14 protein-coding genes are annotated in these 15,156 nt (G+C 59.0%); 3 read left to right on the top strand and 11 right to left on the bottom strand.

What is annotated here, in order from left to right:
* Nucleotides 1–20: 20 nt before the first annotated feature.
* Nucleotides 21–764, bottom strand: a complete 744-nt coding sequence (locus TQ29_RS12540; protein WP_054539443.1) for an ABC transporter permease — start codon at nucleotides 762–764, stop codon at nucleotides 21–23.
* A gap of 21 nt (nucleotides 765–785) precedes the next feature.
* Nucleotides 786–1,793: an ABC transporter substrate-binding protein gene (locus TQ29_RS12535; RefSeq protein ID WP_082386628.1), complete on the bottom strand. Its 1,008-nt coding sequence runs from the start codon at nucleotides 1,791–1,793 to the stop codon at nucleotides 786–788.
* A gap of 100 nt (nucleotides 1,794–1,893) precedes the next feature.
* On the opposite strand from TQ29_RS12535, the gene TQ29_RS12530 reads away from it, so the two are divergent.
* On the top strand, nucleotides 1,894–2,706 hold the full coding sequence (locus TQ29_RS12530) for a TetR/AcrR family transcriptional regulator (protein ID WP_207642707.1): 813 nt from the start codon (nucleotides 1,894–1,896) through the stop codon (nucleotides 2,704–2,706).
* A gap of 36 nt (nucleotides 2,707–2,742) precedes the next feature.
* Here the strand turns inward: TQ29_RS12530 and TQ29_RS20305 are convergent, their stop codons facing one another.
* The 7 genes from TQ29_RS20305 to TQ29_RS12495 all read right to left on the bottom strand — a co-directional run bounded on the left by TQ29_RS20305 (nucleotide 2,743) and on the right by TQ29_RS12495 (nucleotide 10,504).
* The gene (locus tag TQ29_RS20305; protein WP_082386626.1) at nucleotides 2,743–3,684 is read right to left on the bottom strand and encodes an XdhC family protein; all 942 of its coding nucleotides are present in this window, start codon (nucleotides 3,682–3,684) and stop codon (nucleotides 2,743–2,745) included.
* Between the two features lie 110 nt (nucleotides 3,685–3,794).
* Nucleotides 3,795–4,787 carry an ABC transporter permease gene (locus TQ29_RS12520; protein WP_054539440.1) on the bottom strand — a complete coding sequence of 331 codons (993 nt, stop codon included), beginning with the start codon at nucleotides 4,785–4,787 and terminating at the stop codon, nucleotides 3,795–3,797.
* Nucleotides 4,788–4,805: 18 nt separating this feature from the next.
* The gene (locus tag TQ29_RS12515) at nucleotides 4,806–6,287 is read right to left on the bottom strand and encodes a sugar ABC transporter ATP-binding protein (RefSeq protein ID WP_207642706.1); all 1,482 of its coding nucleotides are present in this window, start codon (nucleotides 6,285–6,287) and stop codon (nucleotides 4,806–4,808) included.
* Nucleotides 6,288–6,445: 158 nt separating this feature from the next.
* On the bottom strand, nucleotides 6,446–7,438 hold the full coding sequence (gene torT / locus TQ29_RS12510; RefSeq protein WP_054539439.1) for a TMAO reductase system periplasmic protein TorT: 993 nt from the start codon (nucleotides 7,436–7,438) through the stop codon (nucleotides 6,446–6,448).
* Between the two features lie 543 nt (nucleotides 7,439–7,981).
* The gene (locus TQ29_RS12505; protein WP_157445579.1) at nucleotides 7,982–9,328 is read right to left on the bottom strand and encodes an LLM class flavin-dependent oxidoreductase; all 1,347 of its coding nucleotides are present in this window, start codon (nucleotides 9,326–9,328) and stop codon (nucleotides 7,982–7,984) included.
* The gene (locus TQ29_RS12500; protein ID WP_054539437.1) at nucleotides 9,325–9,987 is read right to left on the bottom strand and encodes a 3,4-dihydroxy-2-butanone-4-phosphate synthase; all 663 of its coding nucleotides are present in this window, start codon (nucleotides 9,985–9,987) and stop codon (nucleotides 9,325–9,327) included. Before TQ29_RS12500 ends, TQ29_RS12505 begins: the two co-directional genes overlap by 4 nt.
* A 13-nt stretch (nucleotides 9,988–10,000) precedes the next feature.
* A complete protein-coding gene (locus tag TQ29_RS12495) occupies nucleotides 10,001–10,504 on the bottom strand; it encodes a flavin reductase (protein ID WP_255353431.1) in 504 nt (167 codons plus the stop codon).
* Between the two features lie 167 nt (nucleotides 10,505–10,671).
* Between TQ29_RS12495 and TQ29_RS12490 the strand changes: the two genes are divergently transcribed.
* Nucleotides 10,672–11,628: a LysR family transcriptional regulator gene (locus TQ29_RS12490; protein WP_162231826.1), complete on the top strand. Its 957-nt coding sequence runs from the start codon at nucleotides 10,672–10,674 to the stop codon at nucleotides 11,626–11,628.
* Nucleotides 11,629–11,922: 294 nt separating this feature from the next.
* On the top strand, nucleotides 11,923–12,495 hold the full coding sequence (locus TQ29_RS12485; protein ID WP_162231825.1) for an NTP transferase domain-containing protein: 573 nt from the start codon (nucleotides 11,923–11,925) through the stop codon (nucleotides 12,493–12,495).
* A gap of 241 nt (nucleotides 12,496–12,736) precedes the next feature.
* On the opposite strand, the gene TQ29_RS12480 is transcribed toward TQ29_RS12485, so the two are convergent.
* Nucleotides 12,737–12,958, bottom strand: coding sequence for a hypothetical protein (locus tag TQ29_RS12480; RefSeq protein WP_255353464.1), 222 nt, complete (start codon nucleotides 12,956–12,958; stop codon nucleotides 12,737–12,739).
* 50 nt (nucleotides 12,959–13,008) lie between these two features.
* Entirely contained in the window at nucleotides 13,009–15,060 is a 2,052-nt protein-coding gene (locus TQ29_RS12475; protein ID WP_235974544.1) for a TonB-dependent receptor domain-containing protein, read from the bottom strand.
* Nucleotides 15,061–15,156 lie beyond the last annotated feature (96 nt).

Below are 15,156 nucleotides of genomic sequence, written 5' to 3'. Positions count from 1 at the left end.
GGAGGGAGAGAGAGCGCGGCTCAGCGCCAGCGGAAGACGAATTTTTCGGCCCGGCGGATCACGCCGTATTCGGCGAACAGCACCAGCGCCATGAACACCAGAAGCCACAGGTGAACCTCGTCCATCAGCATGTAGCTCCAGGCGTGCTCGAACTTGGCGCCAAAGCCCACGCGGGCGGCGCCGAAAATCTCGGCCACGACGATGACCTTCCAGGCCAGAGCATGGGCGTTGCGCAGGGCCGCGAAGATGTAGGGGGCGACGAAGGGTGCCGTCACATGGCGGATCTGAGTGAACAAACCCAGATGGTAGATCTGGCCCAGTTCGGCCAACCCCTTGTCGGCGCTGGCCAACCCGTCGCGCAGACCTACGGCCATGTAGGGAAAGGTAATGAACGCGACGACCAGGATATAGCCGAACTCACTGCCCTTGAAGATGGCCACCGACAGGATGGCGGCAATGGCGCTTGGTGTGCGCAGGGCCGAGGTGACGTAATAGCCCAACACCTCGCGCATCAGGCGGCTGTGGTTCATCGCGAAAGCCGCGATGAACCCGGCGACGATGCCCAGCACCAACCCGGCCACCACCCGAAACAGGGTAACACCGATATTGTACCAGGTGCTGCCTTCGGAAAGGAACGCCGGAAGCAGCCGCGCCACCTGAAACGGGCTTGAGATGAAGGTGGTGTTCAGGTGGGCGATCCACCACGCCGGCAGCAGCAGGACAAGGGCCGCAATGGACAGAGATTGTTTTTGGAGCTTGTTCATGGCGACCCCCGATATTGACGGTTACGAACGCGGGCCGACATAGTCTTCGAGCGTGACCATCACGCCGTCGGGCACGTTTTCGATCAGCAGGCCGTCTTTGGAAAGCTTGTCGAGAAACGCTTCGGCCGCGGCGATTTTTTCGGGCGACCAGTCATTGGTGAAATAGGGCGTGCTTTTGGCGTTCTCGATCAGCACGTCCAGAACCGCCTCGCTGGTGATGCCAAGGCCCTCGAGGATGTAGTCCTTGCGCAGCACCTCGTAATCGGTGCTTTCAAGAATCTCGATCGCCTCGTCGTAGGCATCGCGCACTGCATAGGCGAGTTCGGGGTTTTCCTTCAGCCAGTCGCCATGGGCGACCATGTTGGTGATCCACGGCGCAAACCCGCCGGTGAATTCCGAATAGTCCTTGTGCGCCTGCAACAGATAATGCCCGTCAGTGGCCACGATCGCCTCTGACACGAAGGATTCGAAATCGAAAATCGCCTCGACCTCGCCCGACTTCAGCAGGGGGACCAAGGCCGCCGGGCCGACCTGCGAAAACTCGTATTCTTCCAGGACGTCGAAGCCGTACATCTCCTGTACGATGGTGCGGATGAAGGTGGTCGTGCCGGAATCTGCGCCGAAGTGACCAACTTTCTTGCCCTTCAGATCCTCGGGGGTTTTGGCTTCGGACCCGCCGGGCACGACAATCCCGAGATAAAGGTTGCCAACCGGATAGAAGGCGGTGACGTCAAAGCCTTCATCGCGGGCGATGGCGACGCCAAGAATGTCATTGTCCATGGCGATATCGGACTTGCCGATCAGGAAGTTCTGGAACACTCCTTCATGCGGCAGGAATTCGAACTTGCCGTCGAACCCATATTTCTTGTCCAGCCCTTCGCCCTTCATGATCATCAGCGGCACGCCGCCGACGCTGCCGGCGACCGCCTGCAGTGTGACCCCCGGCATGTCAGCGGCAAAAGCGGCGCTGGCGCCGAGGCAAAGAGCTAGTGTCGTGGCCGAGACCTTCGAGAAGATGGATGCGTTCATTGCTGTATCCCCGTTGCAGTGGTTGGTTTCGTTCGACGCCCGGCGCACCGGATCGCTTCCTGTCGCGAACAAGGATTAATTAAACATATGATTAATTAATGTGGATGCGAATCCGTGCTACACATGGAGCTGGGTGCCAACAAAAACGGACCGCCCAATTTATATGCAATATTTATGCCGCAAGCGCAGAAACGCCGCGCCATTTGTCATCCCCCCCTTCGGCGTGATGTGGCATCAAATTGTTGAGAGAGGCGAATCAACCATGAAACAGGCGAAACAGCGAAAGAAGCTGGGCAGGCCCGAGGGCCAGACCAACCTATCCGACAAGATACTGGACGTGGCCGAAGTCTCGTTCGCGGATCTGGGGTATGCGGGAACATCCTTGCGCCAGGTCGCCGATCAACTGGGCGTCAACGCGGCGATGATCGCCTATTACTTTGATAACAAGGAAAACCTGTTCAAGGCGGTGTTCCTGCGCAAGGGCAACGAGGTCGCGGCGCAGCGTATGAAAAGCCTGGAGGCATTGACTGCGAAAGGCGCTTACGACGTCGAAGCCTTGGTTCGCGCCTTTCTCGAACCCTCTGCCAAGTACCGCAAGACAAAACAGGGCCGCGCCTTTCTTCGGCTGCACGCCAGGCTGCACATGGAGCCAGAGGCGCTGTCGTTTCAGTTGCGGCGCGAGGCATATAACGAATCCACCAAGGCTTATGCCGAGGCCTTTCATCGCGTATTGCCGCATCTTCCGATTGCCTCTGTCTATCATAAGCTGTCGCTGATGATCGGCGCCTATCTTTACGCCTTTTCGGATACAAACCGGCTCGATGAACTGATTGATATGGAAAAGAAGGCGACCGTACAGGCTGATCTCTTCGAAGATATCGTACGCTTCGCCGTGGCCGGCATGAAAGCGTGAGAAGAAAAAGGTGATGCTACACCGGCAGCCGCCTTTCTAAGACGGCGTTTCCATCGCGACTTTCAGCACCTCTGCAAGCACCGACACCGCAAGCGTCCGCGCATCTTTGGCCGAGGGCACAAGCCCGACCGGACCGTGAAGCCGCGTGATCTCGGCCTCGTCCACCCCCAGTTCTTTCAGCGCGGTCTGTCGCGTGGCCTGGGCGCGCCTGCTTCCCTGAGCGCCGACATACAGCGCCCCCGCACGAAGGGCGTGGAGCAGTATCGGCGGCTCCCAATCATGATCATGGAAGAAGAGAACGATAGCCGTCCAATTATCCACCTGCAGATCATCGGGGAACGCCCGGCGTGTCAAATGCCGGATCGGCGCGCCGATCGCTTTTCCATTTTCGAGTGTCTCGGTATCGGGCGACAGAAGAAGGCTGGGATAGCCAAGCGAATGAACCAGCGCCGCGAACGCGGACGCCTCGGGCCCTTTGCCGAAAACCAGAAAGCGCAGTTCGGGAAGCAGCCTCAGGTAAAAACCCTTTTCCGGCCCCGGTGCCGCGCGGTCAGAGGTCAAAGCCATTTCCCCGGACAAAAGGTCAATCCGAAGGTTGCAGGGGATTCTGTCGTGATTGCGTTTGAGCAAGGTTTGCAAGACCGTCGCCTCAGGACGGGGAATAAGAGTGATCTCAAGCCCACCGCCACAGGGAAGGCGCAAATCAACAAAGGGCGATCCCGCACCGTAGCACAAGGTGCGGGTGTTGCCCGAACGCAAAACGGACATCGCGTGATGGGTCATGTCAGCCTCGATACAACCGGAAGACAGGCTACCTGTCCTTGTTCCGTCTGCGCGAATTGCCATCATGGCGCCGACTGGCCGGTAGGATGCGCCTTCCACCCCGGAAACAATTGCGAGAACGCCGTTTTCCGGATCCTCCAAAAGAGCCCGGATCGGGGGTTCTTCCAGGCGGCTCTGATAGACGTGTGGGGCCATGGCTGACGATCCGGGAGAAGGGGAGGGGGCCGTGCCGGCAAAGACCTCAAGGGTCCTTGCCGGAGTGTATGTGGCTGAGGTCGTTCGGCGCGTTCGCTGCCGGCCGGTTGTTATACGGTTTTCCGCCCGGTCATCTTTTCGCGAAGCTGGTCTAGCGCGATGGCAAGAACCAGCACGGCACCGATGATGAACGTTTGCAGGTAGCTGTTGACCCGAAGAAGGTTCATGCCATTCGACAGAAGCGTGATGAAGAACGCCCCCAGCACAACATTGCGCACGAAACCCTTCCCCCCCGTCAGGGCAACCCCGCCGATGATACAGCCAGCCACGGATTTCAGCACCAGATCGGACCCGCCAAGGCTGGCCTCGCCGCTTTCCGTTCGGGCGGTCATCAGAACGGCCGCAAAGCCGACAATCAGACCCGCCGCCACATAGGCGAACAGAAGATACTGTTTGGTCGGAATGCCGGACAGCCGCGCCGCCTGCACATTGCTGCCGATCGCATAGATATAGCGCCCGGCCTGCGTCCAGGTCAGCAACAGGTAGACGGCGATGATGACCAGCGCGGCATAGATGATCGGAACCGGAACACCGCCCACATCCGCGTATGAGAAAACATCGCCAAAGCCGCTGGGAAGGCCTGCGATGCTGTAGCCCCCCGATATGTACAGCGCGAGACCAAGCGCCATGGACAGGCTGCCCAAGGTCATCACGAAGGGCGTCACATTGAAGTAGGCCACTCCGATACCGTTCGCCAGCCCGACCAGCCCGCCGGTCCCGATGCCCGCAAGCACGCCCAACGACACCGCAGCGCCTTCGGCTTCGGGAAAGCTTTTCATGACCGTGGCGCAAACCACACTTGCCAGTGAAATCGCCGACCCCACCGACAGGTCGATCCCGCCGGTCAGCAGGATGAGAAATTGCGCGAGGCAGGCAAGGATAAGATAGCTTGATTGGCGCGACAGATTGAAGATGTTGTCGCCCGACAGGAAGCGTGGCTCCAAGATGCCGAAAAAGATGATGAACAACACGACAATCACCGGGATCGCGCCGACGGGTTCCAGATGGGCACCCAGTTTCTGGGGCAAGGTTTTCTGCGTCATAGCCTACTCATTCCATTTTCATTCTTGTCCGAAGAAGCTTTTGAGGGCGACATCTTCGGTTTTTCTTTCCGCGACCAGTTCGTCGGCGATATGCCCTTGGCGAACAACGTAAACACGGTTTGACATGCTCAGAACTTCCGGCAGGTCTGAGCTGATCAGCAGCACCGCCATTCCGTCCTGCACCAGTTCGCTCAGCAGGGCGTAAACCTCGGCTTTTGCCCCGACATCGATCCCGATCGTCGGCTCATCAAGGATCAGTAGGCGCAGCGGCGATGCGATGGCGCGGCCCAGCATGACCTTCTGTTTGTTCCCGCCCGAATAATCCGAAACGGCGCCTTCGATGCGGAGCGGACGGACTCCGATCCGTTCCCCCATTTCATTGGCGAATTTGACTTCACGCTTGCGCCGCAAAAACCCCCTGTTCGAGAACTCCTTTTGAAACAGGGCCGAAAGCGACAGGTTTTCGCGCGTCGAGCGCCCCATCAACAGCCCTTCGCGCATCCGGTCGCTGGGAACAAAGTTCATGCCCTTTTGGATGAGATGGCGGGGCTGGGGATGCCTCAACCGTTCCCCCGCAAAGTGGATTTCGCCCGACGCCAGGGCTTCCAGCCCGAAACACGCGCGGCCGATTTCCGACTTGCCGCAACCGACAAGCCCCGCAAGGCCGACGATCTCGCCCGCGCGCACGTTCAGGGACACGTCGGAAACGCGCCCGTCCAGCGTGGCAAGCCCGTCGATCGACAGAACGGGGTCGCCGGGGCGAAAATTCAGCTTTGGATAAAAGTCACCGAAACTGCGACCTGTCATCGATTCAACAAGCTCGGTCTTTGTGGCGGTCCGTGCATCCAGCGTTTCGATATATTGCCCGTCGCGCATGACGGTGACGCGGTCGCCGATCTTTCTGATCTCGTCGATCCGGTGCGAGATATAGATCATCCCGACGCCCTTGGCCTTGAGCCGCTCGATCAGCGCAAACAGCACATTGGTTTCGGCTTCGGTCAGGGATGCGGTCGGCTCGTCCAGGATCAGTACGCGGGGATCGGTCATCACCGCCTTCGCGATCTCGACCATCTGGCATTCCGCGCGCGACAGATGGGCGACGATCGCTCCGGGATCCAGCTTGAACCCCAGTTCGGCCAGCGCCTGTGTGGCGGCATGGCGCATCCGGGATTTCTTCAGCCAGCCGGACTGCGCCACTTCGGCGCCCAGGAACATGTTTTCCTCGACCGTCAGTTCCGGGGCGAGGCTGAATTCCTGAAAAACCGCCGCGATGCCCTGGTCGCGGGCGTCTTTCACTGAGGACATCTGCAATACATTGCCATCCAGCACCACGTCACCGGCGGTGGGGGCCAGCGCCCCGCAGATGATGCTGATCAGTGTCGATTTTCCGGCCCCATTCTCTCCGAAAAGGACGTGTACCTCTCCGGCCCTGAGATCGAGATTCATGTTGTTGAGCGCCAGAAATCCCGAATAGGACTTGCTCAGATTTCGGGCTTGCAAAAGACACTTCGCGCCGGCAGTGCCGGTACTGTTGCTTGCATCCGCTCCGTCCCCGGCAAGGACGCTATGTTCAGTCTCTGCGAGCATGGTTCGCATATTCCCATCGCGTGTGAAATTGGGGCGCGAGACGATGTTGCCTCGCGCCCTGAAAGTTCGGATCAATCGACGTGGAAATAGGGCTCCCAGCCTTCAGGCGCGAGCGCGAGAGAGCGATCGTAGGTCTCGACATTGCCGGCGTCGATCATGGCAAAGCCGGTATCGACATCCAGATCGACCTCTTTGCCTTCGAGCTTGCGGACCAGTTGGTCGATGGCGATGCGGGCTTGGGCCGCAGTGTAGTCTGTGACGACACCAAGAACATCACCCTCACGCAGCGCGGCTTCCGTTTCCGGGGTCATATATGACGCGATCAGCTTGATATCCTGCCGGCCCTTTTCCTTCAGCACCTGAATGCCGCCTTCGATCGCGGGCGCGACCCCACCGATGTAGCTGATGTCGGGATAGACCTGCAGCGCGTCTTCGATCAGCGGAATTTGCGCGGCCTTGCCCGGCTCGCCCCAGATCACCTTGACCACTTCGATGGCGTCATTTCCCTCGACCGTCTTGACGAACCCATCCGTGGAATCCACCGACCAGTTCGGACCTTCGGGCCCGGCCATCCACAGAACCTTGACCGGCTCACTTCCGGCAGGGTGCAGTTCGTTCAGATATTCGGCGGCGATGCGCCCGGAATCGAACCAATTCCCGAGGGCCCGCGCGGCGACATCCGGCGAATCGACCTCACCACCGGTGATGGACAGGGGGATCCCTTTTTTGGCAGCCGCGGCAATTGTGCGGTTCAGGCCGGTCGCGGAAATGGCCACCATCATCAAGCCGTCCGCGCCGCGTGTAACGCAGTCTTCCATCTGCGAAATCTGTGTGGGCAGTTCCGTGTAACCGCCAGCCGCGTTGACCGTCATTGACAGCCCCTTGCTTTCGGCTTCGGTGACCGCGCCATAGGTCATGGCGATATAATAGGGGTCTTTCGTGTGCGGAAACAGGACGCAAATATCCCATTTCGTGGTCACTTCCGACGCGGGCAAGGGCGTATAATTCTTATCCACCCATGCGGCATCCGCGTCGAATGCGGGGTTGCGAACCTTTACCGGCATCGACCAGTCCTCACCTGCGAATGCGGGTGCCGATGCGACTGTTGCGGCGGCGAATGCAACGGCCATTCCTAGTGATTTCATTTTCTTACCTCTGCTGAGTTAAAGGGGTGAGCTATTCAGCTGAACATATTTGGTATTATGGTATACCATAAAGCATGGGCTGCGCCATACATGCGAAACCGGCGTCAATTCTCTTGATCCGATTATAAATTGGGCGAAATTCGGTGTGATTATCCCGAAATGCAGCACGCCGATAACGGGCGCGCCGCAGTTTCCAGCTTCAGACCAGAGTCACAAGGCCCCTGGTCAGGCGTTGAGGCAGCGCGAACGCCGCCCCTCCGATATTTTCCGCAGCGATGGCTTTGCCTCAAGGCAGCCCGCGGTTGCCGAAGCGCAGCGATGATGAAAGCAACAATTGGCAATGTCTGGCTTTTCGACCAAAAACCGGGACAGGTCTTTGTCACAAAGCTCGACCGACGGGGTCGCTGCCTGCAGGAGCTTCGTATAAGCAGCGGCCCCTTTTGCCGGTCATCTCCGTGTTTTTCAGGACGCCTGCAAAGCCGCAACCTGATACTGACTCGGCCGATGTGCCAGCCCGAGGTTCTCGCGCAGAGTATGCCCCTCATAATCATGATGATACGCACCGCGCTTCTGCAGTTCGGGGACGATATGATCAACGAAGTCTTCCACCGCACCGGGCAGGATATGTGGCATCAGGTTGAACCCGTCACAGGCTTCTTCCTCGACCCAGCGGATCATCTGTGTGGCGATCTGATCCGGCGTTCCGAACATCGTCAGATGGCCCACCATCGTTGCCACGTATTGCATGGCCTCGCGCAGGGTCAGCCGCTGACCATTCCGCACCAGAAAAATGCGATTGCGCTCGGCCGGAATGTTTATCTCTGGGATGTCGGGCACCGGCGCGTCAAGCGGCAGACCCGTCAGGTCATAGCCATCGAGCCATTGCGAAAGGTAACCGAGCCCTTCCTCGGCCTCTAGCGAGGCGACGATCTCACTGAAATTCGCCCGAGCTTCTTCTTCCGATCCCCCCAAGACCACACTCAGCCCCGGCAACACGGCCAGTTCCTGCGGCGCGCGCCCGTATTTTCGCGCCCGTGCCTTTACGTCTGCGTAGAAGGCTTTGCCGATCTCGATCGTTGGCGCCTTCACATACATCAGGTCCGCCCATTGCGCTGCCATCTCGTAGCCCGCATCCGATGTTCCCGCCTGACAGATAACCGGCTGGCCCTGCGGCGGACGTGGCATGTTCAACGGTCCGCGCACGGAAAAATGCGTGCCGTGGAAATCGATGTTCCGGCCCTTGTCGGGGTCAAAGAACATCCCGCTCTGCCTGTCGCGGAGGAAGGCGTCGTCGTCCCAACTGTCCCAAAGCCTGGTGACGATCTCGACATGCTCGCGGGCGCGGGCATACCGCTCGGCGCTGCTCAGCTGCTCCCCGTGGCCGAAGTTCTGCGCCTCGGCGCGTGATCCAGAGGTGATCAGATTCCATCCCCCACGGCCGCCGCTGATATGATCAAGCGAACCGATGAGCCGTGCCACGGAAAATGGCTCGGAGTAAGTGGTTGAAATGGTTGCTACCAAACCGATATCCGATGTCGCCATGGCAATCGCGGCCAGAAGCGTCGCAGGCTCAAACCCGACGCATGATCCGCTTTTTCGCATTCCGCGCAGGCCCATGCCGTCATCTTTCACGCCGGAAAAGTCAGCCAGGAATGTGCTGTGAAACTTACCCCGTTCTGCGATCTGCGCGTTGCGGATCATCTGTTGAAGATCCATGTCTCCATAGGCTTGGCCCTGCGGGTGCCGCCATGTATTGGGCGCGCCATTCAGCAGTGCCGTGAGCGCCATCTTTCGTTTTAGATCAGTCACGCGGACCCCTCTTCCATGATCAATGTATCAGTGGTGACCGCAGCACTAAGCATAACTTGGGCGCGCAGAGCCTCCGCCATGCTTAGCCTGGGGATATGGTGTAGCGCCCGGCGCATCAGCGTATCGCCCTGGGCCAGTTCGCCGTCGTCATCCAGAATGGCGCAGATGACCGCTGCGGGAACCTGACCCGCCCAATGAGCCAGCGTGACCGATACCTCGGGGGGGCTGCTTTGCGGGCCTAACGGACCTTCCTGGGCACGTAGAGGAAAGACATGGCCGGGGCTGACGATATCCTCGGGCCGTGCCTGCGGATGTGCGGCGGTCAAGATGGTATGGGCGCGTTCCTTCGCGGAAATTCCGGTCGTGATGCCGTGGCGCGCTTCGATAGAGACGGTATAGGGCCAGCCCATGACGGTACGATTGCGCTGTGGCATACCAGGCAGGTGAAGTGCGTCAACGCGGCTTGCTGGAAGCGATAGACAGATCAGCCCTCGGCCATGTGTCGCCATGAAGTTGATGACCTGCTCTCCGGCCAGAGAGGCGGACGCAACAAGATATGCCCCGCCAGCCGGGCCATCGGTGAGAATTGCAATCTCGCCTCGGCCGAGTGCTGTGAGTGCTTCTTGAACCGGCGAGAGCGCTCCTGTCAAATCGCGCATGGCGATGTTTCCCTCAGGCCTGCACATGGTGAAACTTTCGTGCAAAATAGACCGACGCTGCTGTCTGCTCGGACAACAGGATGTCCTGGACTTGGCAAAACAGGACCCGGTGTGTCCCGATACGTTCGCTTTTCACGACGGTTCCGACAAAGGATACCAGCGCCCCGGGCAGAACTGGCGCCCCGGAAACGCCGGTCCGCCATTCTGCCATGGCAAAGCGTTCTTCCGCGGGTGTTTTGCCGCCGAACCGGATGGCCAGCGCTTCATGTGCGGGTCCGATGGTATTGACGCAAATGGCACGGTTGGTCATGAATGCCCGCCCGATCGAGCTGTCTTCCTTGGCGCAGACCAGAAGTGTCGGCGGTGTGTCACAGACCGAGCAAACGGCAGACGCGGTGAACCCGGCACGACCGGCCGGCCCATCCGACGTCACGATACTCACGGCCCCCGCGAGAAGTGCCATGCCATCACGGTAGAGCGATGGCGCAACGGTGTTGATCACGTCAGTCTTGGTCACGTTCACTCCATTTCATATCGATCGTGTCGCTGTTGGATACCCAACTGGAAAATGCCGGGCTGCAAGGCGATATCTGTAGTGGTCAGCAACTTGCGGCATTGATCAAATAGATATTTGTAATACCATCATCGATATCGGTGATGCTTCATGCCGCGATGGGAGCCTGTATGAAGATTGTTGACACGCTTGACTGGAACCTGCTTCGCAGCTTCGTCGCCATTGCAGAGGAGGGCGGCATCACAAAGGCTGCGGAAAGGCTCGGTCGCGGGCAGCCTGCCGTCAGCTCTGCCCTCAAGCGGCTTGAGGAAACACTTGGCCAGCAGCTTGCGCAGCGCAACGCAACGCATTTCGAACTGACCGAAACCGGCAAGCTGCTGTATGAAGAATCCCGCGCGATCCTGACCAGTATCGAACGTCTATCGACGTTGCTGGCCGATCCCACGGCAGAGCTTTCCGGCACCGTGCGCATCACGATGGCCAGCCAGATGACTAGCCCGCTGCTGATCGAGGCTCTTCGTCGGTTCCACCAAAAGTTTCCGAAAGCCAGTTTCGACATCAAGGTGCTGAACAGCCATGATATTCAGCATGGTCTGCATCAGGGACAGTTCTATTTCGCGATCTGCCCTGTCAGCTACAAGCGTGAAGAGCTTGAATATACCCACCTGTTCAAGGAGCATTGCAGCTTCTATTGCGGCGCGGGGCATCGGTTGTTTGGTGTCGAAGGCCTCGAGTTTCAGGATCTGGCCAATGAGCGCGCGATAATATACCGGCCTTCCTCTTTCTCCGACCAGTTGCAATCGCTGACTGAGTTGCGGCAAAAAGCGCGTTTTGCAGAGCCTTTTGTCGGGGTCTCCGAGAATCTCGAAGAAGTGCGACGGATGATCATCGCCGGCCTGGGTGTCGGGGCCATCCCCACACATGTCGCAGCGCGCGATGAAAAGGATGGTCTGTTGTGGCGTCTGCCCCCTTACGAACCGGTAATGCCGCTGGATATCTATCTGGTCGTCAACCACAAGATGCGTCCGGCGCCAAGCGAAGCCGCGTTTGTCAAGCTGTTGCAAGAACTTGTCGATATGACCCCCTATGCACTGCGCGTCTATCCTGCGGGCGAAGCGGCTGGCTGATAGTCTGGGACAGCGACCAGAACTGCGCGGGCATCTCAGCCATGCGGGTCAGGTGAGAGCAATTTTTGCACCAAGTTTGCATCGGTTTCGATGCAACGTCTTCGGTCGTCTCCCGCTTTCCATCCCTTCGCGGACCCTGCGAATTGCTTGGTACTTTCTTGGGGTTATTCCACTTCGGTTGTGCGGCGGGCGGTTTTTACCTATTTCGTGTGGTAGCTAACACCGTGAATGGAAAGGGCTTATCTCGATGAAAGGGTGTCTGCCGCCCAACTGCCTCGGCTGCGGGTCTTGATCATGCCCGAGACGGTTGACGTGTTGGGTGTAATCGTGCTTGCAGCCGGTTCTTCTCGGCGCTTCGGGGAGGATGACAAGCTACTGGCTGATCTTTGCAACGAACCGCTTGTCACCTTTGCGTTCCAACTGGCTGCGAATGTGCCAGCCGCCGCACGGCTCGCGGTGGTCAGCAGCGAAGCTGTGGCAGACCTTGCACGGGCTGCTGGTCTGCATCCGATCCGTATCCCGCAAGGCGAGACGCAATCATTCAGTCTCCGGGCAGGGATCAGGGCGCTGGACCCGCGATGCGATGCGTCACTCATTCTGCTGGGGGATATGCCGTTTCTTCTGGGTGACGACCTTGCGAAGCTTCTGGAGATGAAGGCGCCTGCCTGCGCGGCTCTTGCCGGGAAACCCGTCGTGCCAGCGCTGCTGCCGCGTGACTGGTTCGACGAAATCCTCACCTTGTCGGGAGATTGCGGAGCGCGGTCGTTGCTTGAGAGAACCGAGGCATATCAGCGGATTTCGCTGCCGGCATCCCGATTGCGCGACATTGACGAACCGAGCGATCTTCTCGGCTTCCATGAGCAGTGAGTGTAGGAAAATGAGCTGCTCCCCATCCATTCCAGCCCGTTGCAGTTGTTGGTGCAAATTTCTTGGGTTGGCCAAATTTTGGCCAATCTTGCCCTCGATAGCCGTTGTAAAGCGTATTCCTCCGGCGGAGGCCGTCTGACGGGATTGCTTGGCCGGTGCTAACCGCGCCCTTAAGTTGTGTTGCGGATACGCCGCGCCGGCGGCATTGGAGTGATGAGGACACCCTCGTCTGCACCATCAACTACGTCGCCAGAATGTTGGACAACCGTTTCGCCGAGATCACCTGGGCCGCCTTGCGCAGTAGTTTCGTCATCTCGGCGTCCGGGGGAACGGATGTCCCAGATGCCGAGGCCGATGTCGTTGGATAGTAGAAATCGCCGAAGACCTTCAGCAACTCCCTATCCGAATGCGAAGTCTCGAACGAGATCACATCCGCATTCATCGCCGCGATGGCCTGAACGATCTGTACGCAGGTGGCGGAGCGGGATGTTCAATACACTCCGTTCGCCTTGATCAGAACTCGGCTGTCAAACCAACCCAGAGCCGGCGACCTTCGGCGACCGTCTGGAACTCGTCCTCGCGTACTTCCTTGTTGAAGACGTTATAGACAGCGGCATTCAGCGTGGCGGTTTCGTTCAACTGATAGCTCGCACCGAGGTCCACCGTGGTATAGGGTTTGTATTTCTGCCCGGTCTGGCCATTGATCGTCACGGTTTCCCCTTGTGGGCCGACCCGCAGTCCCGAGGCGATCTCCGACCCGTGGTAGTTCGTGCTGAACCAGGTATCGAGCCCGTTCACCGGCGTTATCCAGTCAAAGCGCAGGCTGGCCATATGCTCTGGTGTGCGGGCCAGCGGGAAGCCCATGTAATCGCCCGTCTTCTGTTCAGAGTCCGTGTATGTATACGAGGCCCGCGTCGAAAGCGAGGGGGCGATATCCCAATTTCCCGCCAGTTCAAGCCCGGTGATCTCGGCCCTGTCGACGTTGAAGTTCTGGTAGATCAAGTAATTATATTGGCTGCCGTCCGAGCCGGTATAGGTCGGACCGTCCAGCCAGGGATCGCCGGTGTTGATCTGCTGCAGCTTGTTCTTGAATCTGGTGTGGAAGGCGGTCGCGCTGAGCGAGAAGGTGTCGGCCTCATAGATTGCGCCGATCTCGAAGTTGGTGGTTTCTTCCGGGTCCAGATCCGGATTGCCCAGAATTACACCACAAGAGGGCGGCGAATTGCTGGCACAGCCCCGCCCGCCGGTCGTATAAGCATAGCCGGGCGCGATCGAGCGGATATCCGGGGCGCGAAAACCGGTCGAGACGCCACCCTTGACGGTCAGGCTGGGCGATGCGTCCCAGACGGCATAAAGGCGCGGCGTCACCTGGCCGCCATAGGCTTCGTGGTCGCTGTAGCGCAGACCGAGCGTCAGGGCAAAATCGTCGCGCAGATGCCATTCGTCCTCGGCATAGAGGGCCCATTGATCCAGCGAGAATTTCTCATCGTACCGATTTTCCTCGGGGATATTCGCCTGCGCGCCCGGGTTCTGGTCGTGGATGGTGGTCTGCATGACCTGAGCGCCAAAGGTCATCTGATGCGCGCCGTTCCAGTCCAGGGGGGTGCTTGCCTTGGCGTCGAATACCGAGTTTCGCACCTTCGGAGAGCGCAGATTTTCGACGAAGGGATCATCCGTCGCGCTGCGGTCATACATGGTCCGCTCGCCGATCTCCTGAGAGAAGCTCAGCTCCGTCTCCGTCCCGCCATATTGGCCCTTGTGGGTCAGGGACCAATGATCCCGGTCGTGATCGGTATAAGACAGATCGCCATAGTCTTCGGCGGTGATCTGAGTGCGGCCGGCTTCCAGCAAAAGCTCGTTGTTGTCGTCGATACGCCAGGTCAGGCGGCCCGTAAGGTCGAAATCATCCGATCCGGACGGCCCGCCCGAGATCGAGGAGGCATCCTGATCGTATTTGCGGCCCCACAGTTGCAGCCCCAGCCTGTTGTTCACGATCGGCCCGGAGGCGTAGAAAGACAGCTGCTGGCTGTTCTCGAACCCATCCTCGCCCTGCAAGGTTGTCTCGGCGGTGACCGATCCCGACCAGGTATCGGCGACGGGCTTCGTGATGATGTTGATCACGCCGCCCATCGCGTCCGAGCCGTACAGCGAGGACATCGGGCCACGCACAACCTCGATGCGTTCAATCGCGGAGAGCGGCGGGATGAAGCTTTGCTCATAGCCGGAGCTGCCATTTGTCCGGGACTCGCGGGTGTTTTGACGTTTGCCGTCAACCAGGATCAGCGTGTATTGGCCCGGCAGGCCACGGATATAGATATCCTGCCCATCCGCCGTGCCGGTTGTAACGACGCCCTGCACTTCGCGCAGCGCATCCGCGAGATTTGTGAAACTGCCTTTCTTGAGTTCTTCCGACGTGATGATTGAAACGCTGGCAGGCGCATCCTTCAAGGCTTGTTCGAAGCCACCGGCTGTCACGACGATATCGTCAAGGACGAACACCTCTTCGTCAGCGCCCTGTGCAAATGCAAGGGACGGGGCCGTCAGCGCAGTCAGGGTCAGAAACAAGGAACGAATTTTTCGGCTACGGGTAGGCAGCCTGTCCGGTGCAGACGCAACGGAGTACGGCATAGGAGAACCTCTCGAAAAAAGTGTATAGGTTTT

It is taken from the genome of Actibacterium sp. EMB200-NS6, from assembly GCF_001305615.1.
Taxonomy (GTDB): Bacteria; Pseudomonadota; Alphaproteobacteria; order Rhodobacterales; family Rhodobacteraceae; genus Actibacterium_A; species Actibacterium_A naphthalenivorans.
This window is presented reverse-complemented; position numbering and strand designations above follow the sequence as displayed.

What these genes read in the sequence shown, in the direction of transcription:
- TQ29_RS12540 (WP_054539443.1), bottom strand. Translation starts at nt 764, where the DNA reads ATGAACAAGCTCCAAAAACAATCTCTGTCCATTGCGGCCCTTGTCCTG.
- TQ29_RS12535 (WP_082386628.1), bottom strand. Translation starts at nt 1,793, where the DNA reads ATGAACGCATCCATCTTCTCGAAGGTCTCGGCCACGACACTAGCTCTT.
- TQ29_RS20305 (WP_082386626.1), bottom strand. Translation starts at nt 3,684, where the DNA reads ATGGCCCCACACGTCTATCAGAGCCGCCTGGAAGAACCCCCGATCCGG.
- TQ29_RS12520 (WP_054539440.1), bottom strand. Translation starts at nt 4,787, where the DNA reads ATGACGCAGAAAACCTTGCCCCAGAAACTGGGTGCCCATCTGGAACCC.
- torT (WP_054539439.1), bottom strand. Translation starts at nt 7,438, where the DNA reads ATGCCGGTAAAGGTTCGCAACCCCGCATTCGACGCGGATGCCGCATGG.
- TQ29_RS12500 (WP_054539437.1), bottom strand. Translation starts at nt 9,987, where the DNA reads ATGCGCGATTTGACAGGAGCGCTCTCGCCGGTTCAAGAAGCACTCACA.
- TQ29_RS12490 (WP_162231826.1), top strand. Translation starts at nt 10,672, where the DNA reads ATGAAGATTGTTGACACGCTTGACTGGAACCTGCTTCGCAGCTTCGTC.
- TQ29_RS12485 (WP_162231825.1), top strand. Translation starts at nt 11,923, where the DNA reads ATGCCCGAGACGGTTGACGTGTTGGGTGTAATCGTGCTTGCAGCCGGT.